Source organism: Paraburkholderia sp. XV, assembly GCF_020177535.1.
GTDB classification, from domain to species: Bacteria; Pseudomonadota; Gammaproteobacteria; order Burkholderiales; family Burkholderiaceae; genus Paraburkholderia; species Paraburkholderia caribensis.
The window spans coordinates 19,754-44,950 of the sequence record NZ_JAGUUD010000021.1; the positions used below are offsets into that span (position 1 = coordinate 19,754).

The 25,197-nt window shown below is 63.5% G+C and carries 23 protein-coding genes; 14 read left to right on the forward strand and 9 right to left on the reverse strand.

Annotated elements, in window-relative coordinates; all coding sequences use genetic code 11:
* The first annotated feature begins 1 nt into the window (after window position 1).
* The 7 genes from KFO72_RS13520 to KFO72_RS13550 all read left to right on the forward strand — a co-directional run bounded on the left by KFO72_RS13520 (window position 2) and on the right by KFO72_RS13550 (window position 8,184).
* Window positions 2–1,270 (forward strand): 3-isopropylmalate dehydratase large subunit, encoded by a 1,269-nt coding sequence (locus KFO72_RS13520; protein WP_225032343.1) that lies wholly within the window; start codon window positions 2–4, stop codon window positions 1,268–1,270.
* Complete coding sequence (locus KFO72_RS13525; protein WP_225032344.1) at window positions 1,267–1,812, forward strand: 3-isopropylmalate dehydratase; 546 nt, start codon at window positions 1,267–1,269, stop codon at window positions 1,810–1,812. Before KFO72_RS13520 ends, KFO72_RS13525 begins: the two co-directional genes overlap by 4 nt.
* Entirely contained in the window at window positions 1,806–3,476 is a 1,671-nt protein-coding gene (locus KFO72_RS13530) for a hydantoinase B/oxoprolinase family protein (protein WP_225032345.1), read from the forward strand. The genes KFO72_RS13525 and KFO72_RS13530 overlap by 7 nt, the downstream gene beginning before the upstream one ends.
* The gene (locus KFO72_RS13535) at window positions 3,473–5,545 is read left to right on the forward strand and encodes a hydantoinase/oxoprolinase family protein (RefSeq protein ID WP_225032346.1); all 2,073 of its coding nucleotides are present in this window, start codon (window positions 3,473–3,475) and stop codon (window positions 5,543–5,545) included. Before KFO72_RS13530 ends, KFO72_RS13535 begins: the two co-directional genes overlap by 4 nt.
* Before the next feature lie 9 nt (window positions 5,546–5,554).
* Window positions 5,555–6,175: a cysteine hydrolase family protein gene (locus KFO72_RS13540; protein ID WP_082433888.1), complete on the forward strand. Its 621-nt coding sequence runs from the start codon at window positions 5,555–5,557 to the stop codon at window positions 6,173–6,175.
* A gap of 66 nt (window positions 6,176–6,241) precedes the next feature.
* Window positions 6,242–7,108 carry an isocitrate lyase/PEP mutase family protein gene (locus KFO72_RS13545; RefSeq protein ID WP_062917872.1) on the forward strand — a complete coding sequence of 289 codons (867 nt, stop codon included), beginning with the start codon at window positions 6,242–6,244 and terminating at the stop codon, window positions 7,106–7,108.
* A gap of 221 nt (window positions 7,109–7,329) precedes the next feature.
* The gene (locus KFO72_RS13550; protein ID WP_225032347.1) at window positions 7,330–8,184 is read left to right on the forward strand and encodes a M91 family zinc metallopeptidase; all 855 of its coding nucleotides are present in this window, start codon (window positions 7,330–7,332) and stop codon (window positions 8,182–8,184) included.
* A 76-nt stretch (window positions 8,185–8,260) separates the two neighbouring features.
* Here KFO72_RS13550 and KFO72_RS13555 read toward each other — a convergent pair whose 3' ends face one another.
* Both KFO72_RS13555 and gnd read right to left on the reverse strand, forming a co-directional pair.
* Window positions 8,261–8,572 (reverse strand): DUF4148 domain-containing protein, encoded by a 312-nt coding sequence (locus KFO72_RS13555; RefSeq protein WP_054932017.1) that lies wholly within the window; start codon window positions 8,570–8,572, stop codon window positions 8,261–8,263.
* Between the two features lie 243 nt (window positions 8,573–8,815).
* On the reverse strand, window positions 8,816–9,841 hold the full coding sequence (gene gnd / locus KFO72_RS13560) for a phosphogluconate dehydrogenase (NAD(+)-dependent, decarboxylating) (RefSeq protein ID WP_062917874.1): 1,026 nt from the start codon (window positions 9,839–9,841) through the stop codon (window positions 8,816–8,818).
* A gap of 471 nt (window positions 9,842–10,312) precedes the next feature.
* Here gnd and KFO72_RS13565 point away from each other — a divergent pair, with 471 nt between their 5' ends.
* From KFO72_RS13565 to KFO72_RS13575, 3 genes are read left to right on the forward strand one after another with little or no spacing between them, the layout of a single operon-like run.
* Window positions 10,313–11,392, forward strand: a complete 1,080-nt coding sequence (locus tag KFO72_RS13565; RefSeq protein ID WP_225032371.1) for a sugar ABC transporter substrate-binding protein — start codon at window positions 10,313–10,315, stop codon at window positions 11,390–11,392.
* 11 nt (window positions 11,393–11,403) lie between these two features.
* The gene (locus KFO72_RS13570; protein WP_060610386.1) at window positions 11,404–12,387 is read left to right on the forward strand and encodes an ABC transporter permease; all 984 of its coding nucleotides are present in this window, start codon (window positions 11,404–11,406) and stop codon (window positions 12,385–12,387) included.
* Window positions 12,387–13,166 (forward strand): ATP-binding cassette domain-containing protein, encoded by a 780-nt coding sequence (locus tag KFO72_RS13575; RefSeq protein WP_225032348.1) that lies wholly within the window; start codon window positions 12,387–12,389, stop codon window positions 13,164–13,166. Before KFO72_RS13570 ends, KFO72_RS13575 begins: the two co-directional genes overlap by 1 nt.
* A 74-nt stretch (window positions 13,167–13,240) precedes the next feature.
* On the opposite strand, the gene KFO72_RS13580 is transcribed toward KFO72_RS13575, so the two are convergent.
* Window positions 13,241–14,419: a porin gene (locus KFO72_RS13580; RefSeq protein ID WP_225032349.1), complete on the reverse strand. Its 1,179-nt coding sequence runs from the start codon at window positions 14,417–14,419 to the stop codon at window positions 13,241–13,243.
* Window positions 14,420–14,917: 498 nt separating this feature from the next.
* On the reverse strand, window positions 14,918–15,511 hold the full coding sequence (locus KFO72_RS13585; RefSeq protein ID WP_224099316.1) for a phospholipid-binding protein MlaC: 594 nt from the start codon (window positions 15,509–15,511) through the stop codon (window positions 14,918–14,920).
* Between the two features lie 273 nt (window positions 15,512–15,784).
* On the opposite strand from KFO72_RS13585, the gene KFO72_RS13590 reads away from it, so the two are divergent.
* The 4 genes from KFO72_RS13590 to KFO72_RS13605 all read left to right on the forward strand — a co-directional run bounded on the left by KFO72_RS13590 (window position 15,785) and on the right by KFO72_RS13605 (window position 19,403).
* The gene (locus KFO72_RS13590; protein WP_225032350.1) at window positions 15,785–16,534 is read left to right on the forward strand and encodes an electron transfer flavoprotein subunit beta/FixA family protein; all 750 of its coding nucleotides are present in this window, start codon (window positions 15,785–15,787) and stop codon (window positions 16,532–16,534) included.
* Between the two features lie 15 nt (window positions 16,535–16,549).
* Window positions 16,550–17,482 (forward strand): electron transfer flavoprotein subunit alpha/FixB family protein, encoded by a 933-nt coding sequence (locus KFO72_RS13595; RefSeq protein WP_225032351.1) that lies wholly within the window; start codon window positions 16,550–16,552, stop codon window positions 17,480–17,482.
* A gap of 24 nt (window positions 17,483–17,506) precedes the next feature.
* Window positions 17,507–18,325 (forward strand): HpcH/HpaI aldolase/citrate lyase family protein, encoded by an 819-nt coding sequence (locus KFO72_RS13600; RefSeq protein WP_225032352.1) that lies wholly within the window; start codon window positions 17,507–17,509, stop codon window positions 18,323–18,325.
* 130 nt (window positions 18,326–18,455) lie between these two features.
* A complete protein-coding gene (locus KFO72_RS13605) occupies window positions 18,456–19,403 on the forward strand; it encodes a LysR substrate-binding domain-containing protein (RefSeq protein WP_225032353.1) in 948 nt (315 codons plus the stop codon).
* 13 nt (window positions 19,404–19,416) lie between these two features.
* On the opposite strand, the gene KFO72_RS13610 is transcribed toward KFO72_RS13605, so the two are convergent.
* The 5 genes from KFO72_RS13610 to KFO72_RS13630 all read right to left on the reverse strand — a co-directional run bounded on the left by KFO72_RS13610 (window position 19,417) and on the right by KFO72_RS13630 (window position 25,189).
* The gene (locus KFO72_RS13610; protein ID WP_224099254.1) at window positions 19,417–20,811 is read right to left on the reverse strand and encodes an MFS transporter; all 1,395 of its coding nucleotides are present in this window, start codon (window positions 20,809–20,811) and stop codon (window positions 19,417–19,419) included.
* 103 nt (window positions 20,812–20,914) lie between these two features.
* Entirely contained in the window at window positions 20,915–22,093 is a 1,179-nt protein-coding gene (locus tag KFO72_RS13615) for a CaiB/BaiF CoA transferase family protein (RefSeq protein ID WP_054932026.1), read from the reverse strand.
* A 14-nt stretch (window positions 22,094–22,107) separates the two neighbouring features.
* Window positions 22,108–23,271 carry an acyl-CoA dehydrogenase family protein gene (locus KFO72_RS13620; protein WP_225032354.1) on the reverse strand — a complete coding sequence of 388 codons (1,164 nt, stop codon included), beginning with the start codon at window positions 23,269–23,271 and terminating at the stop codon, window positions 22,108–22,110.
* Between the two features lie 33 nt (window positions 23,272–23,304).
* Window positions 23,305–24,147, reverse strand: coding sequence for a MaoC family dehydratase N-terminal domain-containing protein (locus KFO72_RS13625; RefSeq protein ID WP_225032355.1), 843 nt, complete (start codon window positions 24,145–24,147; stop codon window positions 23,305–23,307).
* Window positions 24,148–24,271: 124 nt separating this feature from the next.
* Window positions 24,272–25,189, reverse strand: a complete 918-nt coding sequence (locus KFO72_RS13630; protein ID WP_225032356.1) for an ATP adenylyltransferase family protein — start codon at window positions 25,187–25,189, stop codon at window positions 24,272–24,274.
* Between the last annotated feature and the right edge of the window lie 8 nt (window positions 25,190–25,197).

A 25,197-nucleotide genomic window follows, 5' to 3' on the forward strand; every position in this document is an offset into this window, starting at 1 on the left:
GATGGCAGCAGCACAAACCCTTGCGCAAAAACTGATTGCGGCGGCCTGCGGGCGGTCCGAAGTGGAGGTCGGGGAAATCGTCACCTGTAACGTCGATCTTGCGATGTTCCACGACTCGAGCGGTCCGCGCCGGTTGCAGCCGATGCTCGAACAGCTCGGCGCATCGTTGTGGGATAAATCGAAGGTGGTGCTGGTGATCGACCACTACGTGCCGGAGGCCGACGACGAATCGCGCCGGATCGTACGCATCGCGCGTCAATGGGCAAGCGCGCAGCAGTTGCCGAACGTCTACGACAGCGTCGGTATCTGCCATGTGGTCGTGCCGGAACATGGGCACCTGCGACCGGGCATGTTCTGCGTGGGCGGCGACTCGCATTCGCCCACGGGCGGCGCGTTCGGCGCGTACATGTTCGGCATCGGCAGCACGGAGATGCTTGGCGTCGCGGTATCCGGGCAGATCTGGGTCAAGGTGCCGGAGACCTTGCAGATGCACTGGCGTCATCGGCTTTCGCATGGCGTGACGGCGAAAGACATGATGCTGCATATGATCGGCCGCTTCGGCATGAACGGCGGCCGCTATCAGGCCGTCGAATTCTGCGGTGAAGCCATCAGCGCACTGTCGATGCAGGAACGCATGACGCTGTCGAACATGAGCGCTGAACTGGGGTCGCAGGTCGGCCTGATCGCGCCGGACGCAATCACCGTCGACTATCTTCGCGCCGCGGGTGTGCAAGATGAAATCGATATCGCCCGCTGGCAAAGCGATCCGCAAGCCCGCGTCGAAACGCACGACTTCGACGCCGCGCAACTCGCGCCGCAAGTAGCCGCACCGCACAGCCCGGCGAATACGCGCGATGTTCGTGCGTTCGGCGATGTCGCTGTGCAGGTTGCCTATATCGGCGCGTGCACCGGCGCGAAACTCGAAGATTTGCGCGCGGCGGCGGACATATTGCGCGGGCGCCGGGTGGCAGACGGCGTGCAACTTGTCGTGGCACCGGCCAGTATCCGCGATCAGTCGCAAGCGGCAAGCGAAGGCGTGATGGATGTGCTGAAATCCGCTGGCGCGCAAGTGCTCGCGACGACATGCGGCGCGTGTGCCGGGTACGGTGGCTCGATTCCCGAAGGCAGCACGGTGGTGTCGAGCACCGCGCGCAACTTCAAAGGCCGGATGGGCGCCGAGACGGCGCAGGTCTATCTGGGCTCGCCCTATACGGTCGCGGCGTCTGCGTTGCGCGGACGCATTACCGATCCTCGCGAGGTGCTCGCATGACCGTTTGCTTCACGGCGTCCGCCGAAACCGGGCGGGCTCCCGATATGCATCGCGTATGGCGGGTCGGTGCGGATATCAACACCGATTCGCTCGCACCCGGCGCATACATGAAATTCGGCATCGACGAAATCGCCCGCCATTGCTTGCAAAACGAGCGCCCCGATTTTGCAGCAGGCGTGCAGAAGGGCGATGTGCTCGTGGCAGGACCGAACTTCGGCATCGGCTCATCGCGCGAACAGGCGGCCGCTGCGCTGGTACGGCTGGGCGTGCGGGCCGTGATCGCACCCGCGTTCAATGGCCTGTACTTTCGCAACGCCTTCAACGTCGGCCTGTTGCTGCTGACGTGCGCCGATGCGGAAACGATCGAAGAGGGCGAGCGTATCACAATCGACCCGCACGGCGGCGGCATCCTGCTGGCCAACGGCCGCGAATTGCCGTGCGATCCCGTCCCTGCATTTCTGCTCGACATGGTCGACGCAGGCGGCCTGCTCAACCTGCTCAAGCAGCGTTACCCCACACCCAACGGAGTCACCTCATGCTAGACCCGGTCACGCTGGCGGTCCTCAAGGGCCGGCTGGAACAGATCGCCGACGAAATGGACGCAACCCTGTACCGCAGCGCTTTCAATCCGATCATCGCGGAAGCCCATGACGCCTGCCACGGGATTTACGACGCCGTTTCCGGCGCGACCCTGGTGCAAGGCAAGTCGGGCCTGCCGGTGTTCGTCGGCGCGATGGCGTTCGCGGTGAAGGCGGCCATCCGCGTGGCAGGCGAGCGGGGCGGCATGATCGACGGCGATGTGTGGCTCTTCAACGATCCGTACGAAGGCGGCACGCACGCGAACGACTTCAAGCTGGTGCGTCCCGTGTTTCGCGACGGCAAGCTGTTCTGCTTCCTTGCGTCGGCGGCTCACTGGCACGACGTCGGCGGTGCGGTGCCGGGCAATTACAACCCGGCCGCCACGGAGTGCTGGCAGGAAGCCGTGCAAATTCCGCCTGTGCGGATCGTGCGGCGCGGCGAACTCGACGGCGACGTGCTCGCCATTCTGAAAGCGAACACGCGCTTGCCCGATAGCCTGTGGGGCGATCTGAACGGCCAGCTCGCCGCGCTCGAACTCGGCGCGCGCCGCCTGAACGATCTGCTCGGCGACTACGGCGACGACGTCGTGCTCGAATCGCTCGCCCTGTTGCGCGAACGGGCAGTCAGGCTGATGCGCTCGCACGTGGCGGCGCTGCCCGATGGCGACTACAGGTTCGAAGACATGCTGGATAACGACGGCGTGCGCGACGAACCGCTGAAGATCGCCTTGTGCATGCGTGTAGCCGGCGACACGCTGACACTCGATTTCACCGGCACATCGCCGGCTTGTGCGGGACCGGTGAACATCTCGCGCGCCACGGCGATCGCCGCCTGCTATGTCGCGCTGAAGCATCTGTTCCCGGATGTGCCCGCGAATGCGGGCGTGCTCGACGCCGTGTCGTTCGTATTGCCGGATGGGCTCGTGATTTCGGCTGACCGGCCGCGCCCGGTCAGCGGCTATACGGAAACGATCCTGCGCATGATCGACGTGATTTTCTGCGCGATGGCCCAGGCCGCGCCGGAACTCGCAATGGCGCAGGCGTACGGCACGATCAACGCGCTGTCGATAGCGGGTCATCGCAGCGGCGGCGCACGCAAAGGTCAGCGCTGGGTGATGTTCAGTTTTTTCGGCGGCGGCCACGGCGGACATTCGCAAGGCGATGGCCTGAGCCACGGCAATGCGCCTATTTCGACCGCGACGATCCCGCCGCTGGAAATTCTGGAGGCCGCGTATCCGGTGCGCTTCACGCAATGGGCGTTACGTCCCGATTCGGGCGGCGACGGCACCTTTCGCGGCGGGCTGGGCGCGATCTATGAAATCGAGTTGCTCGAAGAGGAAGCGGAAGCGTTCATTTTCGGCGAGCGCGGACGCTCCGCGCCGCAAGGCATCGCGGGCGGCGCGGCGTCGGTGCGCAACGTGTTCCGCTATCAGCATGATGGCGAATGGCGCACGCCGCCGATGGCGTCGAAGATGCTCGGCATCCGCCTGAAGCGAGGTGAGCGCGTGCGGCTGGAAACGCCCGGCGGGGGCGGCTATGGCGCGCCGTCGGAACGATCGGATGCGGCGCGCGAACACGATCGCGCGATGGGTTATGTCACGGTGGGACTGAAGGAGCAAGAAGCATGAAGGATGCGGCACACGGTTCTCTCGTCGTCGGCGTCGACGTGGGTGGCACGTTCACCGACCTGTTCGTCCTCGACGAAGCCGCGGGCACCGCGCGGGTGGTCAAGGTGCCGTCGACACGCGGCGAAGAAGCGCGCGGATTCATGAACGGCATCGAACGCATTGGCGGAGAAGCCGAGGGGCAGGGCGGAGCACGTGCGATTGCGACCGTCGTGCATGGCACCACGGTCGGCACCAATGCGCTGCTCGAACGGAAGGTGGCCCGCACCGGCATCATCACGACGGAAGGCTTTCGCGACGTGCTCGAGATGCGTCGCCGCGACAGGCCGCGCACCTGGGGCTTGCGCGGCACGTTCGAACCGGTCGTGCCACGCGATCTGCGACTCGAAGTGAGCGAGCGCGTGCTCGCCGACGGCACGCTGCACACGCCCGTGGACATCGCTCAGGTCGAGGCCGCCGCGCGTGCGCTGCTCGAACGCGGCTGCGAGGCCGTGTGCGTGTTCTTCGTCAACGCCTACGCCAATTCCATCAATGAAGCGCATGCCGTGGCGGCGGTGCGCGCGATCTGGCCCAACGCGAACGTGACGGCGGCGACGGAAGTGTTGCCCGAGATCCGCGAGTTCGAACGATGTTCGACGGCCACGCTGAACGCGTCGTTGCAGCCCGTCGTGGGCAGCTATCTGACGCGTCTCGAGAGCGATCTGAAAGCGCACGGGTTTGGCGGCGAACTGCTGGTGGTGCAGAGCAATGGCGGGATCATGTCACGCCAGACCGCGTGCGACGTGCCCGTGCGCACCGCGTTGTCTGGCCCGGCTGCGGGTGTGATCGCCTGCGCCGCGATCGGGCGGGCGGCAGGCTTTCCGAATCTGGTGACGGGCGATATGGGCGGTACATCGTTCGATGTTTCGCTGGTTGCGCGCGGCGAAGCGTCGTTGTCCGCGCAGACCTCGATCGATTTCGGCATGGTGGTGCGCGCGCCGATGATCCAGATCGAAACGATCGGCGCGGGGGGCGGGTCCATCGCATCGGTCGATGCGGGCGGCCTGCTGCAGGTCGGCCCCGAGTCGGCTGGCAGCGTGCCGGGTCCTGCGTGCTACGGACGCGGCAATATGCGCCCGACCGTCACCGATGCCAACGTGCTGCTTGGCCGGATCGCCGCCGATCGTCCGCTGGGCGGCGGGCTTCTGTCGCGCATGGAGGTCGGCAAGTCGCGCGAGGCGATCGAGATGCACGTCGGCGCGCCGCTTGGACTCGATGCGTATGCGGCAGCCGAAGCGATCCTCACTGTGGCGAACGCAAAGATGGCTGGCGCGATCCGGCTGGTGTCGATCGAGCGGGGCCATGATCCGCGCGAGTTCGCCTACATGCCGTTCGGCGGCGGCGGCGCGCTGCATGTGTGCGCGATGATGCGCGAGGTCGGCACCACGACGGGCATCGTGCCGCGTTTTCCGGGCGTGACGTCGGCGATCGGCTGCGTGATTGCCGATATGCGCCACGACGCCGTGCAGACGTTGAACCGGGGGCTGGCCGAACTCGACGTCGACGATTTGCGTGCCCGCGTCTCGGGCATGGCGGACACGTGCCAGCAGCGGCTCGATTCGGCGGGCGTCGCTTTCGAAGCGGTGCGTGAAAACGTCGAACTGGACATGCTGTACGTCGGCCAGAGTCATACGGTGCGTGTCGAAGTGCAGCGCAATGCGCTCGATCGCGCGACCATCGGCGCCGCTTTCGAAGCGGCGTATCGCACGGCGTTCGGCCGTGCGCTCGACGGCATCCCCGTGCGCATCATGAACCTGCGCTATGCGCGCATCGGTGTGCGCCCGAAGTTCGATCTGGCCGTGCTCGCGCCGAAGGCCACGGCGATGCCCGCATCGCCTGGCACGCAAGCGGTGTTTCATGACGGCCAGTGGTGGGACGCCGTGCGTTATGCACGCCTCGACTTGCCAGTGGGTGCAACGGTGGAGGGGCCCGCGATCCTCGAACAGGCCGATACGACGATCTGGCTCGAACCCGGTTTCAGCGGTCGAGTCGATCCACTGGGCAATCTGCTGATCACGCGCCGCACGACCTGAGAGATACGCATGATGACATCCAGCACGCAACTCGATCCACGGCAGACCGCGCTCGTCATCGTCGATCTGCAGAACGACTTTGTGAGCGACGGCGGCGCTTATCATCGCGGCGGCGCGGCGTCGGACGCGGCGCGCGCCTTGCCGCAGCGCGTGGCGCCTGTGGCGCGCGCGCTCAAGCAGCGCGGTGGATTCGTCGCGGCAAGCCAGTTCACGTTATGGCCCGACGCCCAAGGCGAGCCGATGATCTCGCCGCATCTGCGGAATTTGCGCCCGTTTCTGCGTCGAGGCGACTTTGTTGCTGGGTCACACGGTCACGCGACGGTTGCCGCACTCGACGATCTCGTCGATGTGTCGGTGTGGAAAGTCGCGTACTCCGCCTTCTTCAACACGCAGCTTGACTGGGTGTTGCGTCGCGCGGGCATCGAGGCCGTGGCGATCTGCGGCATCGTTACCAACGGCGGCGTGGCCAGCACCGCGCGCGACGCGCATATGCGGGACTATCGCGTGCTCGTTTTAGGCGACGGTTGCGCGGCATCGACGCAGGCAGCGCACGATGCCGCGCTTGCCGATCTGTGCACGGTCGGCGAGGTGACCACGTGCGAGGCTTTCCAGGGCCGCCTTGGCGCGTAAGCAGAACAGAGGCGGGCTGGCCGACATGGTGGCGGCGTTACCCGTCCGAAAACAGGTATAGAGACAATGGCGACGAAAGCAAACAGACTTACGACCCTCCTTCAGCAAGGCTCGGTGCTTGCACCTGGCGTCTTCGACGCATTGACGGCGTTGATCGCCGAACAGGCCGGCTTCAAGGCGCTGTATCTTTCCGGCGCATCGATTGCCTACACGCGGCTGGGCCGCTCGGATGTGGGACTGACGACGTCGTCAGAAGTCGAAGATACGCTTGCGCGGATTACCGAGCGTGTCGATGTTCCAGTGATCGTCGATGCCGATACAGGCTTCGGCAACGCCCTGAACGTCAAGCGTACGGTGCGTGGTTTCGAGCGCGCTGGCGCGGCCATGATCCAGCTGGAAGATCAGACCTTCCCGAAACGCTGCGGACATCTGGATGGAAAATCGCTGATCCCGGCCGCCGAGATGTGCGGCAAGTTGCGCGCGGCTGTCGATGCGAGATCGAACCGCGACACGATGATCCTGGCGCGCACCGATGCCGTGGCCGTCGAGGGACTGGATGCGGCGCTCGATCGCGCCGAGCGATATCTGGAAGCGGGCGCCGATGCGCTGTTCATCGAGGCGCTGCGCTCGGTTGAACAGATGAAAGCGGCCTGCGATCGCTTCGCAGGACGGGTTCCCTTGCTCGCGAACATGGTCGAGGGAGGCAAGACGCCCGTGCACAGCGTGCAGGCGCTGACGCAACTGGGATTCCGCATCGTTATATTTCCCGGAGGCACGGCGCGCGCGGTCGCGCATACGTTGCAGGGCTACTACGCCAGTCTGCGCGAGAACGGAACGACTTACCCCTGGCAAGACCGCATGCTCGATTTCGACGGCATTAACGACGTGATAGGGACGCCGGCGTTGATGACGGAATCGAAGCTGTACGGCTAAAGGCGCTGATCGGCTGTTCGTGACGATCGAGACGGCTCAACGGAGGTCAGGGCCACGGAAAGCGTCCTGAATGATTCCGTCAAGCATCGTTGCGGGTGGACGTGTATCACTTCGCATGCTCGCCGCCGCGCGCCACCTTGTTGCGCATACTTGGCTCACCACTGTCACACAAGCGTCAGGTGACCCACGTAGCCATGTTGGCCGCATACAGGAGCGTTGCGATGCCCAGTCAAATTCGCCGAACCGGGAGTACGTCGAGCGATCACCCGGTATCGGCGCCGTCCACGTCGACTGCCAAACCGGCAGCCAATCCGGCCAGCCCGGCCAAAGCCAGGCTGCCCGGCGCCAGATTGAGCGCGTTGTCGTCGTTTTCGAAGACGGTGAAGGAGAAGACCAGCCGTCCCATTGTCCCGCCGACGGGCGACATGGTAACGACACAAACAAAATGGAACGGCGTGGTGATCAAAACGCGGCCCGGCGATTCAAAGGCGTTTACCGGGCAGGTTCATGCAGCGCTGGATGAGATCGCGAGCCAACCGGCGGGCAAGCAGTTGCTGCAAGAGATCGGGGACCACCAGAGTAACGACAAGTTCGGCTACAAGGTCGCAATCATGCCCCAGGCCTCGGAGAAGCGGCAAACGTTGTTCGGGCGGCCGCGGACTTATGCGGACGGGAACGTCACCAGATCGGCCAGCGATCAAAAAGCTTCGACACCGGGTGAAGGCACTGTGTCGTCCGTCAAATGGAACCCGCAGCAAACCGTTACGCCGGATGGCAAGCGGCCACCGTTCATCGGGCTCGCCCATGAAATGATCCACGCGCACAACAATCTGAAAGGCGAATCCAGTCTGATTTCGAAACCCTCCAGTTCGACGGCCGGTATGGGCGCGCAAGGACCGGGCGAGATTGCCGAGGCAAAGACGTCGCACCCTGCAGATCCAAAAATCGAAGACGAAAATAAAGTGGTGGGTTTAGGAAAATATGCCGATAGCGCTGCCTATCCGTTGACTGAAAACACGATTCGCCAGGAGCACGGCTTGCCACCGCGGCAAGCGTATTCCGGACTGGATGAATAGCGACTACGGCGGCGAACCCGACGTCATGCGCCGGGTCAGGAAAGCAACGAAGTAAGTGCGTAGCGGCGTGAGGGCTTCACCCGGGTTGAGACTGCTGACATTCCGTTTTGAACCACTGGTCGACCAGGCGCTGCGCGGCGTGCAGATTCTCTGGGAACTTGGGGTCGTCGTTCCAGGGTGACGGGTTGTAGCCCGCTTTCCTCAGGGCCGAGAGCTCGCTTTGTTGTTGCTCCCTCGTCGGAGGTGCGTTGCTTCTGATCGCGGCAAGGTCGCGGCACTCCGTTGGGCTCAGATGTGGCCCGCTTTGCGGCGCGCCGGCAGTGGCGCATCCAGCCAGGAGGAGCACCAACGCAGCAAGCGTCGAGCGGTTTCTCGGGAGGTTTTCCATAGCGCGTCTCCATGCGTCCATGGGCGCAACGCAAGTGTGCGATGCCGCCGGTCGCGCGTGACTTCCGCGTCTATTTTGCCTGACTCCCGTCACCAGAAGTGGCGCACTGCACAAGCGCGTTGTGCGCCAGCGCGTTCGAATGACCATCGCACTTTAGACAGGAAAAATGCGCCCATCGGTCATTCGAAGTCGACACGCGACGAGTGGCCCGTCTGCGTCGTGGTGCGACTTGACGGCCTTCCCTTAAGCGGTCGCAGAGCCCGGCTTTTCCGCATGACCGCCGAAGTCCTTGCGCATGGCGGACAGCACGCGATTCGCGAAGTCCGCTTCGCCGCGCGAGCTGAAGCGTGCGAAAAGCGCGGCGCTCAGCACGGGCACAGGCACGCCTTCGTCGATCGCGGCATCGATAGTCCATCGGCCCTCGCCCGAATCCGATACCCGCCCCGCGTAGTCCTTCAATTCGCCGTCGCGCGACAGCGTGCCTGCGATCAGGTCGAGCAGCCACGAACTGATGACGCTCCCGCGTCTCCACAGTTCGGCGATATCGCCCAGATTGAGGTCGTATTGATAGAACTGCGGGTCGCGCAACGGCGAGGTTTCCGCATCGATTTCGCGCGATTGCTTGCCTGCATTCGCGTGCCGCAGGATGTTCAATCCTTCCGCATACGCGGCCATCATCCCGTACTCGATACCGTTGTGGACCATCTTGACGAAGTGGCCGGCACCTTGCGGCCCGCAATGCAGGAAACCGCGCTCTGCCGTGCTGCCGTCCTGTTGCCGATCCGCTGTGCGCGGTGCGGCCGCGACGCCCGGCGCGAGCGCGGCGAAGACGGGTTCGAGGTGCTTCACGATATCCGTCTCGCCGCCGATCATCAGGCAATAGCCGCGTTCGCGCCCCGCCACGCCGCCGCTCGTGCCGACATCGACGTAATGTAATTGTTTCCCGGCGAGTTCGTTGCCGCGGCGAATGTCGTCGTGATAGTGCGAGTTGCCGCCGTCGATCACGATATCGCCGGGCTCCAGCAGCGGCACCAGTTTGTCGAGCGTCGAATCGACCACGGCGGCAGGCACCATGAGCCACACGGCGCGCGGCTTTTGCAGCCTGGCGACGAGATCTTCGAGCGTCGACGCGCCGTCGATACCTTCCTGCTGGAGCCGTTGCACCGCAGCGGGCTGGACGTCGAACACGACGCACCGCTGACCGCCCTGGGAAAGCCGCCGCACCATGTCGGCGCCCATGCGCCCGAGTCCAATCATTCCGAGTTGCATGTGCCGCTCCCAAAATGTGTGTTGAGCGAGATGTCACACGCGCAGCCCTTTTGCATGAGCCGCACCGTGTCCGTCGGCGGGTGTGCCGCGACGTGTGCTTCTACGAGAGCGCGCGATAGCGGGAAAAGTTCCCCTTCGCACGCGCCTCGCCGTGAAGCGCAACGTGGTCGTCACGCGGTCGGCGTATGGCACCGATAAGCGCTGCACGCTGGAAGCGTTCGGGCAGCTGGCGGCTGGATCGAGGCGGTATCCACGCGATTCGCCTCGAACTGATCCAAATAGTCCGACTATAGTTAAGGGTATACGTTGATTAGTCAGAAAAAGTACGTGATATAGGATTTTTGGCAGGGTCGTCAGGCGCACACGCATGCACACGGGGTCGTGAAGTGTGGTGCGGCCCGGCCGGGGCATCACTCGCCTGCGCCGTCATGCACAGCAAGTTATCCAAAAACTCAAAGTCTGGAGGATGACATGACCGGCAAGCGGAGCCCCAAAGGCGAAGTTCAGAGCATGCGTCGCGGCATGCTGCAAGGTGCCGCGCTGAGTGCGGCAATGGCAATGCTTGGCGGAGCGATCACACCCGCCCAGGCCGCAGAGGCGGGGCCATTCCCCGCCCACAAGCGCTGGAAGATCGTCTTCGTCAACCATGTGACCACCAATCCTTTTTTTGTTCCGACGCAATACGGCATTCAGGACTCCACGGCTTTGCTCGGCATGGACTACCAGTGGACGGGCTCGGCCAATGCCGACATCGCCGAAATGGTCAATGCCGTGAATGCGGCCATTGCCGGCAAGGCCGACGCGATCGCCGTGCCCATCGTCGATCCAAAGGCTTTCGACAAACCTATCCAGGCCGCGCTCGACGCGGGTATCCCCGTGTTCGCGTACAACGCCGATGCGCCACAGGGTTCCGCGAATCCACGCTTGAGTTACATCGGCCAGGATCTGTATCTGTCCGGATATCAGATGGGCGAGCGCATCGCCAGTCTCATCGATAGCGGCCTGGTTGCGCTGTTTATCGCCACGCCGGGGCAGCTCAACATTCAGCCCCGGCTGGACGGCGCCGCCGCTGCCATCAAGAAGTCGGGCAAGAAAATCGACGTGCAAACCATTGCCACTGGCGCGACCGTCAACGAAGAACTCTCGAAGATCAAGTCGTTTTATCTCGGCCACCAGGATCTCAAAGGCATGTTTGCTGTCGACGCGGGCAGCACTCAGGGCGTCGCCGAGGTGATGAAAGAGTCCAATCTGCCCGCCAAGGGCGTGCATGGCGGCGGGTTCGACCTGCTGCCGCGCACGGTCCAGCTGATTCACGACGGCTTCCTCGATTTCACGATCGACCAGCAACCCTACGTGCAAGGTTTCTATACGGTAGTCCAGGCGTTCGTGTTCCTGGCGTCGGGCGGGCTCGTCGGGCCGGCCAATGTCAACACCGGCCTGAAATTCGTGACCAAGGGCTCGGTCGATCCTTACCTGAGCACCTCCACCCGTTACGAAGGCAAGAGCACGAAGCCTGAAATCGTGCCGCGCTCGGGGGCGATCAAGGGGTGAGCTCGCCTGTGGTGGACATCAAGAAAGCACAACGCCCGCGGCGCTGGCCGCGGGCGTTCGTGCGCTCGAGCGAAATCCGCATCCTCGCGGTGGCGATCATTCTGTGTGCTTACTTCGAGACGGCGAACCATGATTTTCTGCTGACGCACGCGAGCCTCCAGAACCTGTCGCAGTTCATCGCGCCCGTCGCGATCATTGCGTTCGGTGAAATCATGTTGATGATCGGCGGAGAGATCGATCTTTCCGCCGGCATGGTCTTCGCATTCGCGCCTTTCGTCATGCATTTTGCTCACGAGGCAGGCGCGCCCGCCTGGCTGGCCATGCTGGCGGGTGTCGTCGCGGCGGGGCTGGTTGGGCTGTTCAACGGCGCGGTATCGGTCTATCTGCGGATTCCTTCGTTCGTCACCACGTTGGGCACGCTGTTTTTCGTGAACGGATTCACGCTGACCATTTCACGCGGCACGCCCGCTTCGCCACCCGAGGAGGGCGTTTTCGCCGAGTTCGTCGGTGCGTGGGGCTACAGCGAAATCATCTGGACAATCGCCCTCGCCGCGCTCATGCACGTGCTGTTGCGTCACACGCGCTGGGGTTTGCACACGATCGCATCGGGCGCCAATCCGCTGGGCGCGAGCGAGGCGGGTATCCATGTCAGGCGTCTGAAGCTCCGCAATTTCATACTCGCTTCGGTGCTCGCCGGTTTGACGGGCATCCTGGAGGGCTTCCGTATTTCGTCCATCGATCCGCAAGCGGGTGGCAATCAGATCATGTTCCTCGCGGTGGCCGCGGCGGTGATTGGCGGCACGCCACTCGCGGGAGGATCGGGCACGATCATCGGCGGTCTGATCGGCGCAGCCGTGCTCGGCATTCTGAATGATGGCTTCACGCTGATCGGCATCAATGCGTTTACCTTCAACATGATTCTTGGTGCGGCGATTCTCGCTGCGATGATCTTCAACATCCACGTCGTCCGTCTGGCGCGCAAAGGAGAGTTGTGATGTCCTCGTTGCCGCAAGAGGCATTGCGCGGGGAAGATATAGTCAAGCGATTCGGTGCCGTGACCGCGCTCGACGGCGTGTCGCTGACGCTCAGGCAAGGCGAGATTCTCGGCATCCTGGGCGACAACGGCGCGGGCAAGTCGACCCTGATCAAGATTCTCACTGGCTTTCATCAGCAGACGAGCGGCAAGCTGTTTCTTGGCGGCGAAGAGACCCTGCTGCGTTCCGTCGATCACGCGCGCGCGTTAGGTATCGAGTGCGTGTATCAGGATCTGGCGCTCGCGAATTCGCTGAGCATTTATCACAACATGTTCCTGAACCGGGAGATCATTCGCCCCGGTCCGTTCCGCCTGCTGAATCATCGGGCGATGCGCCAGCGGGCCGCGGAATGTCTCGAAGAGATCGGCGTGCATGTTCCATCCGTCGATTTGCCTGTCGAGCAGCTTTCCGGTGGCCAAAGGCAGGCCATCGCGGTGGCGCGCGCGGTCAATTCGAATGCACGGATTCTGTTGCTCGACGAACCGCTCGCGGCAATGGGCGCCCGCGAGGCCGGGCTGATCATCGATCTGATTCTGCGCCTGAAGGGAAAGGGCGGTCTGTCGATCATCATGATCATGCACAACTACGCGCAGACGCTCGACATTGCCGATCGCGTCATGCTGATGCAACGAGGCCGTGTGACGTATCAGCGAGAGACGGCCAGCACGTCCGTCGCCGAGTTGATGGATATCGTTCGTCGCGAATATCGAACGATGCGCGGGCAGACATCGTCAAGCTGAATGGCATGGCGCCGGCGCTGAACGGCGTGCGTGGGAATCGATTGGATTTGCGCTCGTGGCACGCCGTCGGTGGGTCAGAAGCGGTGTTTCAGGCCAACCGTCGCCTGAATCTGATTAGTCGTCGCGGAGGGGGCGCTTATGCCATTGATCCATGCCACGCCCAACGGCGAAGTGCCGCTTGGGCTGACGCGTTGCCATACCCCTTGAACATAGGCGTCGGTGCGTCGCGAGAAGCGGTAATCGGCCATGGCGCTCAGCTGATTCCAGTGCGGGACGCCACCACCGCCATTGCCGCCGGCGCGTGTATAGGTATAAGCGCCCGCGAGTTCGATCGTGGGGCTCAGCGCATAGCGAAAATTGCTCTCGAAGTTCTGAAACGTGCCGCTCAGCCCGGACTGGAAAAACTGGGCGAGCTTGCTGTGCGAGTAGACGAAGCCTGCCACGGCTGGGCCGAAGGTGTAGTTGACGCCGGCGCCAAAGGTCTTCTGGCTACTGGCTAGTACGCCCAAAGGCACGCTGGTTGGCGACTGCGCGCCTTGCAGGGACGAGCCGGTGGTATCGGTGACTGCGCCGTTCGTGTTCAACCCTGCCGGCGTGCGCGCCGAGCTGTTGAGTTGAAGGTAGCCAGCGCCGAAATTCAGCGCGCCCCATATGTAGGAAATGCCGAAGCTATAGGCGCGATTGTTCGTGAATGCACCTGCCTCGTTGGAGAAGCCATACAGTGCACCGACCTTGAGTCCACCCATATCCGGACTCAGGTACTTCACGGAATTATTGATCTGAAACGAATCGTTCAGGTTGTCGTTGTCCAACGGATGCGCGAAATGCGTACCGCCGAACTCCGTGCCCGTCAATGAAAGCGGCGCGACGAAATCGACCATGCCGTCGGTTTGGCGCCCAAGCGTCAGCGAGCCATAGCTGCGACTCGTCAACCCGACATACGCCTGCCGATTGAAGATCCTGTTGCTCGACGAATACTGGCCATTGTTCAGGTTGAAGCCGCTTTCCAGCGTGAAGACAGCCTTCAATCCCGCGCCCAGATCCTCGGACCCGCGAAGCCCCCAGCGGCTGTACTGAACGGCACCGCTCGTCATTTGCCAGTTGCTATGTCCGCCTCCCGTGCCGCTGATCTGGTTGTTGGTGTAAGTCAGACCGGCATCGATCAGCCCGTAAAGCGTAATACTGCTTTGCGCCTGCGCGGCCCCGGACAGTGTGGCAACAGCCGCCGCGCCAGTTATAAGCAACCTGTTCATTTGTCTACTCCCGCCAGACCGAGAGAAAGAGCGTTTCGAATCGCTTTGACACAGACGTCGATATTTGCAGGCGTTCTTCACTCACTGTATGCGATCGCGATAAGAAGCACCAGATGACATGATGACGACCGCGCCGCAGTCAATTGATCTGAGGTACAGAAGGTCCAGGCGGCTCGCGCATCGATGCTAGTCAACAGGGGGAGACCGCCTCGCCGGGACATGCTCGACATGCCCCCCGGCCGGGTGCGCGCAACCGGCGCGCTTCAGTCACGCGCGCGTCGCACCGCCGCGACGCGTCCATCGAGCCATTCCTGATGGCGATTGATCATCGGAGTGGGCCGCGTTTGCGCCAGCTGCCTCGCAGGAGTCGCCGTGGGCTACCTGCGCAAGCGCTTGGGCGGCACGCAATGCAAGGTGGCGCGCGGGCCGCGCGCTCACGCCTGAAGATGCGCTTTCGGGCTCACGGCCGCCGCGCGCGGCCGATGCGAATGACGCCGCTTACTGCGGCTTGCCCGACGCGAGTTGCTGGTTGCGGTCCGTCAGAAAGCGCAGCAGCCCGTCGATACCGCTTTGCTGGATCGTCTCGCCGAACTGCTGCCGGTACGTCTGCACGAGCCACGCCCCCATCACGTTGAGGTCGTACACGCGCCAGCCTTGCGGCGTCTTGCGCAGACGGTAGTCGATCTCGACGGGCTGCGCGTTGGTGGAGGCAATCGTGCGCACGACGGCATCCGAGTCCGTCGGCGCGACGCGCATGGGCGGATAGTCGATCTTCTGATCCGGCTTGAGCTGCGCGAGCGCGCCCGAATACAGATGGATCAGCAACATCTTGAACTGTTGCGTGAGCTGTTGCTGTTGCGCGGGCGTGGCCGTGCGCCAGTAGCGGGCGAGCGCAAGCTGCGTCGTATGTTCGAAGTCGATGTAAGGCAGGATGTCCCGGTTCACGATGTCCATGATGCGCGGGATATCCGATGGGTCGATCGCCTGCTTGTGGACTTCGTCGAGCACCTGCTGCGTGACTGACTTGATCAGAATCTGCGGATCGGAGCTGTCGACGGTTTGCGCGGATACGGTATTGCCGAAGGCAAGCATCGTGAGGAACAGGACGGCAACAAAAAATCGCGATCGGATGTGGGCAATATTCATGATGTCAATGCGTTGTCTAACAACACTGGCGGAGGGCTTCGCCGCGGCGACATCTATTGTAGGGGCGTGGCAAAAAATCGGCAGCGAGGGTGCCTGCCATCGCCGAAACCTATGACGGGCAGAGCAATCTGATATTTGCGCCGGTGCAGGGCAGGCTTTCAAATAGAGGCTGCAAACGAGGCTCGGGCTCGTGATCCTTCTATCAAAGTGGAGACGACCATGAAAGTGCTGATCCCTGTCAAACGCGTGGTCGACTACAACGTGAAGGTCCGCGTGAAGTCGGACAACACGGGTGTCGACGTGGCGAACGTGAAGATGTCGATGAATCCGTTCGACGAAATCGCCGTCGAAGAGGCGGTGCGGTTGAAGGAAGCGGGGGTTGTCAGCGAGGTGGTTGCCGTTTCGTGTGGCGTTGCGCAAAGTCAGGAAACGCTGCGCACGGCGCTGGCGATCGGCGCGGATCGCGCGGTGCTGGTCGAGTCGAATGAAGAACTGCAACCGCTGGCGGTGGCGAAGCTTTTGAAGGCACTGGCCGACAAGGAACAACCTTCGCTCATGATTCTCGGCAAGCAGGCAATCGACGACGACGCCAATCAGACGGGGCAAATGCTCGCTGCACTGGCGGGCTTGCCGCAAGCGACGTTTGCATCGAAAGTTGTCGTGGCGGACGGGAAGGCGACCGTATCGCGTGAAGTCGATGGCGGCGCGCAAACGCTGTCGCTCACGCTTCCAGCTGTGATCACGACCGATCTGCGCCTCAATGAGCCGCGTTATGTGACGCTGCCGAACATCATGAAGGCAAAGAAAAAGCCGCTCGAAACCGTAACGCCCGAAGACCTGGGCGTCGATGTCACGCCGCGTCTGAAGACACTGAAAGTCAGCGAGCCGCCGAAGCGCCCGGCGGGCGTGAAGGTGGCCGACGTGTCCGCGCTGGTCGAGAAGCTCAAGACGGAAGCCAAAGTTTTCTGAAGCACAGGAAAGAACATGACGATTCTGGTAATTGCCGAACACGACAACGCGGCGCTGAAGGCAGCGACGCTGAACACGGTTGCTGCCGCGCAGAAGATTGGCGGCGACATTCATCTGCTGGTGGCAGGGCACAATGCGCAGGGCGCAGCCGATGCGGCCGCGAAAGTGGCAGGCGTATCGAAGGTGTTGCTTGCCGATGCGCCGCAACTGGCCGAAGGCCTCGCGGAAAATATCGAAGGGACGGTGCTGAACATCGCGAAGAATTACTCGCACATCCTCGCGCCCGCCACCGCCTACGGCAAGAACATCGCGCCGCGCATCGCGGCAAAGCTCGACGTGGCGCAGATCAGCGAGATCACGGCTGTGGTCGGCGCCGATACATTCGAGCGTCCGATCTACGCCGGCAACGCGATCGCCACGATCCAGTCTCAAGACCCGATCAAGGTCATCACAGTGCGTGCAACGGGCTTCGATCCCGTTGCACCGGAAGGCGGCAGCGCATCCATCGGGAAGATCGACGCAGCGGCTGACGCGGGCATCTCGCAGTTCGTGAGCCGCGAAGTCACGAAGCTCTCCCGTCCGGAACTGACGTCGGCGAACATCATTGTTTCTGGCGGGCGGGGTCTGGGCAGCGCGGAGAACTACACGCAAGTGCTGGAGCCGTTGGCAGACAGACTACAGGCCGCGTTGGGCGCATCGCGCGCCGCCGTCGACGCTGGCTACGTGCCCAACGACTATCAGGTCGGCCAGACGGGCAAGATCGTCGCGCCGCAGTTGTACATCGCGGTCGGCATCTCCGGCGCGATCCAGCATCTGGCGGGCATGAAGGACTCGAAGGTGATCGTCGCGATCAACAAGGACGAAGAAGCGCCGATTTTCAGCGTGACGGATTATGGTCTGGTCGGCGATCTGTTCAGCGCCGTGCCCGAACTGACGGTCGCACTGTGATGAACCAGTTTGCCGGGAGTCGAGATGTTGCAGCCTGTTGATCGCCACCGTCGCTCGTTTCTGTTCGTGCCGGGCACGCGTCCGGAACGCTTCGAGAAGGCCTTGGGCAGCGGCGCGGACGCTGTCATCGTCGATCTCGAAGACGCCGTCGCACCCGGCGACAAGGACCGCGCCAGACAGGCCGTCGCCGGGTGGCTCTCGTGGGAGCGCCCCGTGCTGATCCGCGTGAACGCGGTCGGCACGCCCTGGTTCGAGCAGGACGCCGCGCTGGGAAGATTGCGCGGCGTCGCGGGCATCGTCTTGCCCAAAGCCGAGCGCGCAGCCGATATCGCCACGCTCGTTTCACGCACCCGAAGCACGATGCCCGTCTTTCCGTTGATCGAAAGCGCGAAGGGCATGTGGAACGTGCTCGAAGTCGCGAAGGCGCCGTTCGTTCATCAACTGATGTTCGGCACGCTCGACTTTTGCGCCGACCTGGGCATGGCATCCGACGGCGCGGAACTGGATACGTTTCGCGCCAGGCTCGCAATGGTGTCGCGCGTCGCGGAGATCCGGCCGCCCATCGACGGCGTGACGCCCGCCATCGACGATGCCCGAACGCTCGAAGCCGAAACGACGAGAGCAAAGCGCTGGGGATTTGCGGGCAAGCTGTGCATTCATCCCAAACAGGTTTCGACGGTCAACGATTGCTTCGCGCCGGGCGCGGCGGACATAGCGTGGGCGAAGAAAGTACTCGACGCGTTCGAGCGTGCGAACGGCGCGGCTGTGGCAGTGGACGGGAAGATGGTGGACCGGCCCGTCATGCTTCGCGCGCAAGGCATTCTCGACGCAAGCCGCGCCTGAAGCATCGGCGCGCATCCCGCGTCCATCGGGCAAGCAGCGGTATAGAATGGGCTCCCGCTCCGAGCGCCCCGGCATGTAGCGACAAACCGGACGGCGCGCATCGCACAACTGCTCACCTCTCCAGCCGCTCATGGACGTTCGCCAGCTTCGCTACTTTGTCAGCATCGTCGATTACGGCAGCCTTGGCAAAGCAGCGGAAAAGCTCTTTGTCGCGCAGCCTTCGCTAAGTCAGCAGATGGCGCGTCTCGAAGAAGAACTCGGCGTGCCGCTGCTGTTGCGCAGCAATCATGGCGTCACGCCGACGGCCGAAGGCGATGCGCTTTATCGTCATGCGCGGCTCGTGCTGCGGCAGATGGAACAGCTCAAGCAGGAAGTGACGAAAGGCGCGGGCAGCGAGTCGGGCACGGTTGCCGTCGGCCTGCCGACGACCATGGCATCGGTGCTCGCCGTGCCGCTCTTCGAGCGGATTCAGGACCGCTATCCAGGCATCCGTCTGCAGTTCTTCGAGAGCATGAGCGGCTATCTGAACGAGCTGCTCGCGAACGGCAGGCTGGACCTCGCCATCCTGTTTCGCGAGTCCGATACGCCCGGCATTTCCGCGCTGCCCGTGCTCGACGAGACGCTCTATCTGCTCGGCGAACCAGGCGGCGCGGTCTCGCCGCGTTCGACCACCTGTCCGCTCGCGAGGCTCGCGGGCGTCAAGCTGGTTGCGCCTGGTGTGTCGAATGGCTTGCGGCTTCTGATCGAGCGGACCTTTTCGAGCGAGAAGGTCGAGCTGAACATCATCGCCGATATCGATTCGTTGCCGTCCATGTTGCTGATCGCCCATTCGGGCCGGGCGTGCACGATTCTGCCGTCGTCGGCGCTCGCGCAACTCGATCGAACCCGCATGCCGAAGATGCGCAAGATCGTCGATCCCGTGATTCGCCGTCCAGCCAGCATCTGCTGGCCAAACGGCGTGCCCATGCATTCGGCAACGGTGGCCGTGCGGCGAACGCTCATCGGGTTGATTGCGGAGCAGGTCGAATGCGAAACATGGCAGGGCGTGACGCTGCGCAAGCAAGCCACGCCCGGCTGATTTCGACGGGCGCTCAGGCGTGTTCCGCCGCGTGCGCGCCGTCGCGGTGGCCGGCAGCAGACGTGGCGTCGCTGGTTCCCGGCGCGACATCTTCGAGCGCGTGCCGGCTCGTCTCGACGCGAAGGATACAGATCGCGACGCACAGCACGGCAAAGATCACGCTCACCATCGCAATCACGCCCCCCACCCCGACCCGCTGATACAGCAGCAGCGCCAGATACGGCGTGGCGATCGACGCGGCACGTCCGCATGTGCCCGCGACGCCCGTGCCGCGCAGGCGGACTTCCGTCGGAAACAGTTCAGGAATGTAGCCGAACAGCCCGAGCGTCGTGATCGTATAGATCGTCGTGACGAGACAGAAACCGACGACGATGATCTGCGCGGGCTCGCGCAACGTCACGTAGATCCACCCCAACAGGATGCTGAGCAGCGCGGCGAGCACGATGCCTTTCGCGCGGCCGATCCGGTCGGCGATCAGATAGCCGACCAGGCCGCCGACGGGAGAGCCGATCGACATCAGCATCACGAAGCCGAGCGACTTGACGATCGACAGGCCCTCGCTGACGAAGAAGGTCGGCAGCCACGCGATGAAACCATACAGCCCGATGTTGACGGCAATCGCCGTGAGCGCCGCGACGCAGGTACGCCCGCGCATGCCCGGCGCGAACAGTGCGCGCAGCGGCACGGCGCCGACGTTCAGGTTGACCACGCGTTGCACGGGCGGCAAGGTGCCGACGCGCGCTTCCACTTCACGCTCGATGGCGGCGAGCGTCGCTTCCGCTTCGTCGATCCGGCCCGTCGATTCGAGCCAGCGCGGCGATTCGGGCATCCGGTGCCGCAGGAACCACACGACCAGCGCGCCGATGCCCGCAATCGCAAACATATAGCGCCAGCCGAGGTTCGGAATGATCCAGTAGCCCGCCGCGAGCGCCGCGAACAGCCCGCTGTTGATGATGATGGCGAGCAGCGAGACCCACTTGCCGCGCGTCGCGGGCGGCACGAATTCGGCGAGCGTGCCCGCCGCGACCACCAGTTCGGCGCCGAGCCCCACGCCCATGATGAAGCGCAGCACGATCAGCCATTCGATGTTCGGCGCGAAGCACGCGGCAATCGAAGCCAGCCCGAAGATGCCGAGATTGAGCTGATACGAGTAACGTCGTCCGAGCCGGTCGCCGATATGGCCCGCCGCATACGCGCCGATCATCATGCCGACGAAGGTCGCCGAGACGAACATCGCGCCATGCTGGAGATCGGTGAAGCCTTCCTTCACCATGGCTGCGACCGAGCCGTTGGCGAGATAGATGTCGAACGCGTCGAGAAACGCGCCACCGGCGATCAGGCCAAGTATCTTCCAGTGAAAACTGCAAATGGGCAGACGGTCGAGCCGACCGGCGGCGTTGACGGACATGATGGTGTCTCCTGATTGGATTGGCTCGCTGAAGACAGCACGAGGCCAAGGCGGGGTGCGATTGTTTTGAAATGATTGCCCGGATTGTGCGGTTGCCGAACGGCTACACGGCATGGGATGCGCGCAGCGCGTCCACCTCCGCTGCGCTGAAGCCCAGTTCACGCAAGATCGCGTCCGTATGCGCGCCGAGCGCGGGAACGGCGTCCATGCGCGGCGCGTCTGCGGCGGCCATGCCGGGCGGATAGAGCGCGGGTATCTCGCCCGCAGCCGTCTGTACATGCGTCCAGCGTTGCCGGGCCTGCAACTGTTCGTGATGCCAGACATCGTGCATGTCGTTCATCCGCGCGTTCGCGATGCTGGCCTGCTCCAGACGTTCGATCACCTGCGCCGCTGTCCACGCGGAAAACGCGTCGACGATCACGCGCGTGAGTTCCTCGCGATGCTGCGCGCGGCCGCTGTTCGACGCGAAGCGCTCGTCCGTGAGCAGTTCGGGACGCGCGATCACGGTCTCGCAGAAGTTCTTCCATTCGCGCTCGTTTTGCAGGCCAAGCATCACCGTCTTGCCGTCGCCGGCGACGAACGGACCATACGGGAAAATGGTCGCGTGAGACGCGCCAGCCTGACGCGGCGGCGTCTGTCCGTCGATCGAGTAGTAGAGCGGATAGCTCATCCACTCGACCATGCTTTCGAGCATCGACACGTCGATATGCTTGCCGCGTCCCGTCTGCGCGCGTTCCAGCAGCGCGGCAAGGATGTTGGTGTAGCCATACATGCCCGCCGCGATGTCCGCGATCGAGCAACCCGCTTTCGCAGGCTCGCCCTCCGCACCTGTGATGCTCAGAAAGCCTGACTCGCTCTGGATCAGCAGGTCGTAGGCTTTCTTGTCGCGGAAGGGACCGTCCAGTCCATAGCCGGAGATATCGCAGACAATCAGCTTCGGATACTTCACGCTCAGCGTCGCGTAGTCGAAGCCGAGGCGCTGCGTCGCGCCGGGCGCGAGGTTCTGCACGAACACGTCGGCATCGGCGAGCAGCTGGTGCACGATGTCGAGTGCCTGCGGCTGCTTGACATCGAGCGTGATGCTTTCTTTCGAGCGGTTGGTCCACACGAAATGCGATGCGAGGCCCGACACGCGCTCGTCGTAGCCGCGCGCGAAGTCGCCCGTGCCGGGGCGCTCGATCTTGATGACGCGCGCGCCGAGATCGGCGAGCTGACGGGTGCAGAAGGGCGCGGCGATCGCATGTTCGAACGTGACGACCTTGATGCCTTGGAGCGGACGCATGATCGGGCTCGCTCTCAGAAGGAACGCGGCAGACCGAGGATGTGCTCGGCGACGTACGAGAGGATCAGGTTCGTCGAGATGGGTGCGACCTGATAGAGACGTGTCTCGCGGAACTTGCGCTCCACATCGTATTCGGCCGCGAAGCCGAAGCCGCCGTGAAATTGCAGGCAGGCGTTGGCGGCTTCCCATGACGCGTCGGCGGCGAGCAGCTTCGCCATGTTGGCCTGCGCGCCGCATGGCTCGTGCGCGTCGAAGCGGCGCGCGGCCTCGAAACGCATCAGGTTCGCCGCTTCGACGTTGATGTACGCGCGCGCGATCGGAAACTGCACGCCCTGGTTCTGGCCGATCGGGCGGCCGAACACGACGCGGTCCTTCACGTACTGCGAGACTTTGTCGATGAACCAGTAGCCGTCGCCGATGCATTCGGCCGCGATCAGCGTGCGCTCGGCGTTCAGTCCATCGAGGATGTACCTGAAGCCCATGCCTTCTTCGCCGATCAGGTTCTCAGCGGGAATTTCCAGGTTGTCGAAGAACAGTTCATTGGTCTCGTGATTCACCATGTTCGGAATCGGACGAACCGTCATGCCGTGACCGATCGCTTCGCGCAGATCGACGATGAAAATCGACATCCCTGCGCTTTTCTTCGTCACGTCGGCAAGCGGCGTGGTGCGGGCGAGCAGGATCATCAGGTCGGAGTGCTGGACGCGCGAAATCCACACCTTTTGCCCGTTGACGACATAACGGTCGCCCTTGCGCACGGCCGTGGTCTTGATCTTCGTCGTGTCGGTGCCCGTGGTCGGCTCGGTGACGCCCATCGACTGCAAGCGCAGTTCGCCACTCGCGATCTTCGGCAGATACAGCCGTTTCTGTTCCGCCGAGCCGTGGCGCAGCAGCGTGCCCATGTTGTACATCTGCCCGTGACACGCGCCCGAGTTGCCGCCCGAGCGGTTGATCTCTTCCATGATGACGGACGCTTCCGTCAGCCCCAGGCCCGAGCCGCCATATTCTTGCGGGATCAGCGCGGCGAGCCAGCCCGCTTGGGTCAGCGCGTCGACGAAGGCTTCGGGATAGCCGCGTTCTTCATCGACCTTGCGAAAGTACTCGGCGGGGAATTGCTGGCAGAGGTCGCGAACGGCTTCGCGGATATCGTGAAACGGATCGGTGACGGTGTGGTTCATGGTCTGTGCGTATGCGGTTGCGGATTTGTAGATTCAGGCGAGCGTCGCGCGCGCCGTCATGGTCAGCCAGCCTTCGTGGTCCTTCGACCAGAGTTCGACCGCCTTGCCGTCCGCCGACGGCTGGCCGCACAGATGAAGGGCGTTGCCCATGAAGCTTGGACGCATCGCCTTGTAAGAGAATTCGAGTACCTTGCCGTCAGGGCAATGCCTGCGCAGCAGATCCATCAGCAGCGTGGCGATCAGCGGTCCATGCACGACGAGATTCGGATAGCCTTCCACCTGCGTCGCGTAGGGCTTGTCGTAATGGATGCGATGGCCGTTGAAGGTCAGTGCCGAGTAGCGGAACATCAGCACTTCATCGGGGACGATCTGCCGGTGCCATCGCGCGGAATCCGGCGCGGCGGTTGGCGCGGGAGCGGGCGCGCCAGGCGCGGCCGGTTCGCGGTACACGATGTCCTGTTCTTCGTCGATTGCAAGGGTGCCCTCGCAATAAATGCGGTGCTTCACGGTGACGAAGCCGAGCTTGCCCGTGCGGCCTTGCTTCTCGCTGACGTTCAGGATCGACGATTCGCGCGTGATCGCGCTGCCGACCGTCACGGGCGCGTGAAAGCGCAGGCGGCCGCCCGCCCACATGCGGCGCGGCAAGCCGAGGTCGGGAAGAAAGCCGCCTTTGCGCGGATGACCGTCTTCGCCGATCTGCGCCTGCGCGACGGTCGGGCGGAAGAAGATCCAGTGCCAGAGAAGCGCAAGGGCGTCGCCGGGAAGGAGCGGCGCGTCGTAGTCGAGGGTGGCGCCCAGCGCGACGGCCGAGGTAGGCACGACGATATCGGCGGCGATTACGGTTTGGGTAGCGGATGCAGTGGACTGCGCGGTCATGCCTGTCTCCGTGGCCGGCATTTGCCAGCGCGTTCGTTCTCGGGTTCGTTCCCGGTATGCAGAGATTAGGCGAAGCCCGAAAACGGCGGAAATACCAGTTTCATGTGCCAGTCATAAGGCGATCCTATTGCGGCCAGGGCTGGCCGGCGCGTTGCAGCACGGTCATCGGGCCGAGCCGCTCGATCGACGCCCGGTGCGCCGCGTCGCGCACGAACAACGATCCGGCGAACCCCAACGCGTTCACCGACACGCCCTCGACATGTTCCGCCGATCTCGGAACGAGCAGCATCCACTCGCGCGTGACGAGCAGGTTGTACGGCGACGATTGACATCGCGCGCCATTGACCTCGATCGCGCCGATACCCGCTGCCTCGAGCAACGTGTGGTAGCAGGCAAGCGCCGTCCTGGCGGTATCGGCGGGCTCCGGGGCATTCGACGCCATGCGCGCGAATGCATGACGAAACGGCAGGCACGGTACGCGCATCGCTGGCCCATCGGCGACGGCTTCGGCGAGCAGCGGCGCGACAGGCACGGACGGCGCGGCATCGCCGAGCGGCAGCGGCACGATCTGCAGATGCTTGTGCGGCTGACTGGCGCCCGCCTCGGGGCCGCCATTGTAAAAACCGATGCCGTCGAATTCCGCCATGCAGGCCATCAGCGCATCGAAGTCCGCGAGATCGAGCAGCGCTTCCTGCCGCTGAAAATCGCGCGTGACGATCAGCAGATGATGATCGATGACGTTGAACTTGTTGAGCAAGGCCAGATGCGTGTCGGTGATATCGGCGACGAACAGGTCGGGCTCATACGGAAGAAACGGGTTCGGGGCAGGACCTTTCTGCGTTTGCCGTTCGCGCGCCTGGCGGCGCTGCTGCTGCTTGCGCGCGAGGCTCGACACCTGTCGCACGACGAAGCGGACAACGCCGCTTTCGATCACGGTCTGGATGGTATCGACAGGTTTCAGCGCGCCGCAGCGCAGCGCGTGTTCCGTCTGCCGCTCGATCGCGGGCCACAGCGTGCCGGGCGCAAGACGTCGATGTGCCATTCGGGTTG

What these genes read in the sequence shown, in the direction of transcription:
- KFO72_RS13520 (WP_225032343.1), top strand. Translation starts at nt 2, where the DNA reads ATGGCAGCAGCACAAACCCTTGCGCAAAAACTGATTGCGGCGGCCTGC.
- KFO72_RS13525 (WP_225032344.1), top strand. Translation starts at nt 1,267, where the DNA reads ATGACCGTTTGCTTCACGGCGTCCGCCGAAACCGGGCGGGCTCCCGAT.
- KFO72_RS13530 (WP_225032345.1), top strand. Translation starts at nt 1,806, where the DNA reads ATGCTAGACCCGGTCACGCTGGCGGTCCTCAAGGGCCGGCTGGAACAG.
- KFO72_RS13535 (WP_225032346.1), top strand. Translation starts at nt 3,473, where the DNA reads ATGAAGGATGCGGCACACGGTTCTCTCGTCGTCGGCGTCGACGTGGGT.
- KFO72_RS13540 (WP_082433888.1), top strand. Translation starts at nt 5,555, where the DNA reads ATGATGACATCCAGCACGCAACTCGATCCACGGCAGACCGCGCTCGTC.
- KFO72_RS13545 (WP_062917872.1), top strand. Translation starts at nt 6,242, where the DNA reads ATGGCGACGAAAGCAAACAGACTTACGACCCTCCTTCAGCAAGGCTCG.
- KFO72_RS13550 (WP_225032347.1), top strand. Translation starts at nt 7,330, where the DNA reads ATGCCCAGTCAAATTCGCCGAACCGGGAGTACGTCGAGCGATCACCCG.
- KFO72_RS13555 (WP_054932017.1), bottom strand. Translation starts at nt 8,572, where the DNA reads ATGGAAAACCTCCCGAGAAACCGCTCGACGCTTGCTGCGTTGGTGCTC.
- gnd (WP_062917874.1), bottom strand. Translation starts at nt 9,841, where the DNA reads ATGCAACTCGGAATGATTGGACTCGGGCGCATGGGCGCCGACATGGTG.
- KFO72_RS13565 (WP_225032371.1), top strand. Translation starts at nt 10,313, where the DNA reads ATGACCGGCAAGCGGAGCCCCAAAGGCGAAGTTCAGAGCATGCGTCGC.
- KFO72_RS13575 (WP_225032348.1), top strand. Translation starts at nt 12,387, where the DNA reads ATGTCCTCGTTGCCGCAAGAGGCATTGCGCGGGGAAGATATAGTCAAG.
- KFO72_RS13580 (WP_225032349.1), bottom strand. Translation starts at nt 14,419, where the DNA reads ATGAACAGGTTGCTTATAACTGGCGCGGCGGCTGTTGCCACACTGTCC.
- KFO72_RS13585 (WP_224099316.1), bottom strand. Translation starts at nt 15,511, where the DNA reads ATGCTTGCCTTCGGCAATACCGTATCCGCGCAAACCGTCGACAGCTCC.
- KFO72_RS13590 (WP_225032350.1), top strand. Translation starts at nt 15,785, where the DNA reads ATGAAAGTGCTGATCCCTGTCAAACGCGTGGTCGACTACAACGTGAAG.
- KFO72_RS13595 (WP_225032351.1), top strand. Translation starts at nt 16,550, where the DNA reads ATGACGATTCTGGTAATTGCCGAACACGACAACGCGGCGCTGAAGGCA.
- KFO72_RS13600 (WP_225032352.1), top strand. Translation starts at nt 17,507, where the DNA reads ATGTTGCAGCCTGTTGATCGCCACCGTCGCTCGTTTCTGTTCGTGCCG.
- KFO72_RS13605 (WP_225032353.1), top strand. Translation starts at nt 18,456, where the DNA reads ATGGACGTTCGCCAGCTTCGCTACTTTGTCAGCATCGTCGATTACGGC.
- KFO72_RS13610 (WP_224099254.1), bottom strand. Translation starts at nt 20,811, where the DNA reads ATGTCCGTCAACGCCGCCGGTCGGCTCGACCGTCTGCCCATTTGCAGT.
- KFO72_RS13615 (WP_054932026.1), bottom strand. Translation starts at nt 22,093, where the DNA reads ATGCGTCCGCTCCAAGGCATCAAGGTCGTCACGTTCGAACATGCGATC.
- KFO72_RS13620 (WP_225032354.1), bottom strand. Translation starts at nt 23,271, where the DNA reads ATGAACCACACCGTCACCGATCCGTTTCACGATATCCGCGAAGCCGTT.
- KFO72_RS13625 (WP_225032355.1), bottom strand. Translation starts at nt 24,147, where the DNA reads ATGACCGCGCAGTCCACTGCATCCGCTACCCAAACCGTAATCGCCGCC.
- KFO72_RS13630 (WP_225032356.1), bottom strand. Translation starts at nt 25,189, where the DNA reads ATGGCACATCGACGTCTTGCGCCCGGCACGCTGTGGCCCGCGATCGAG.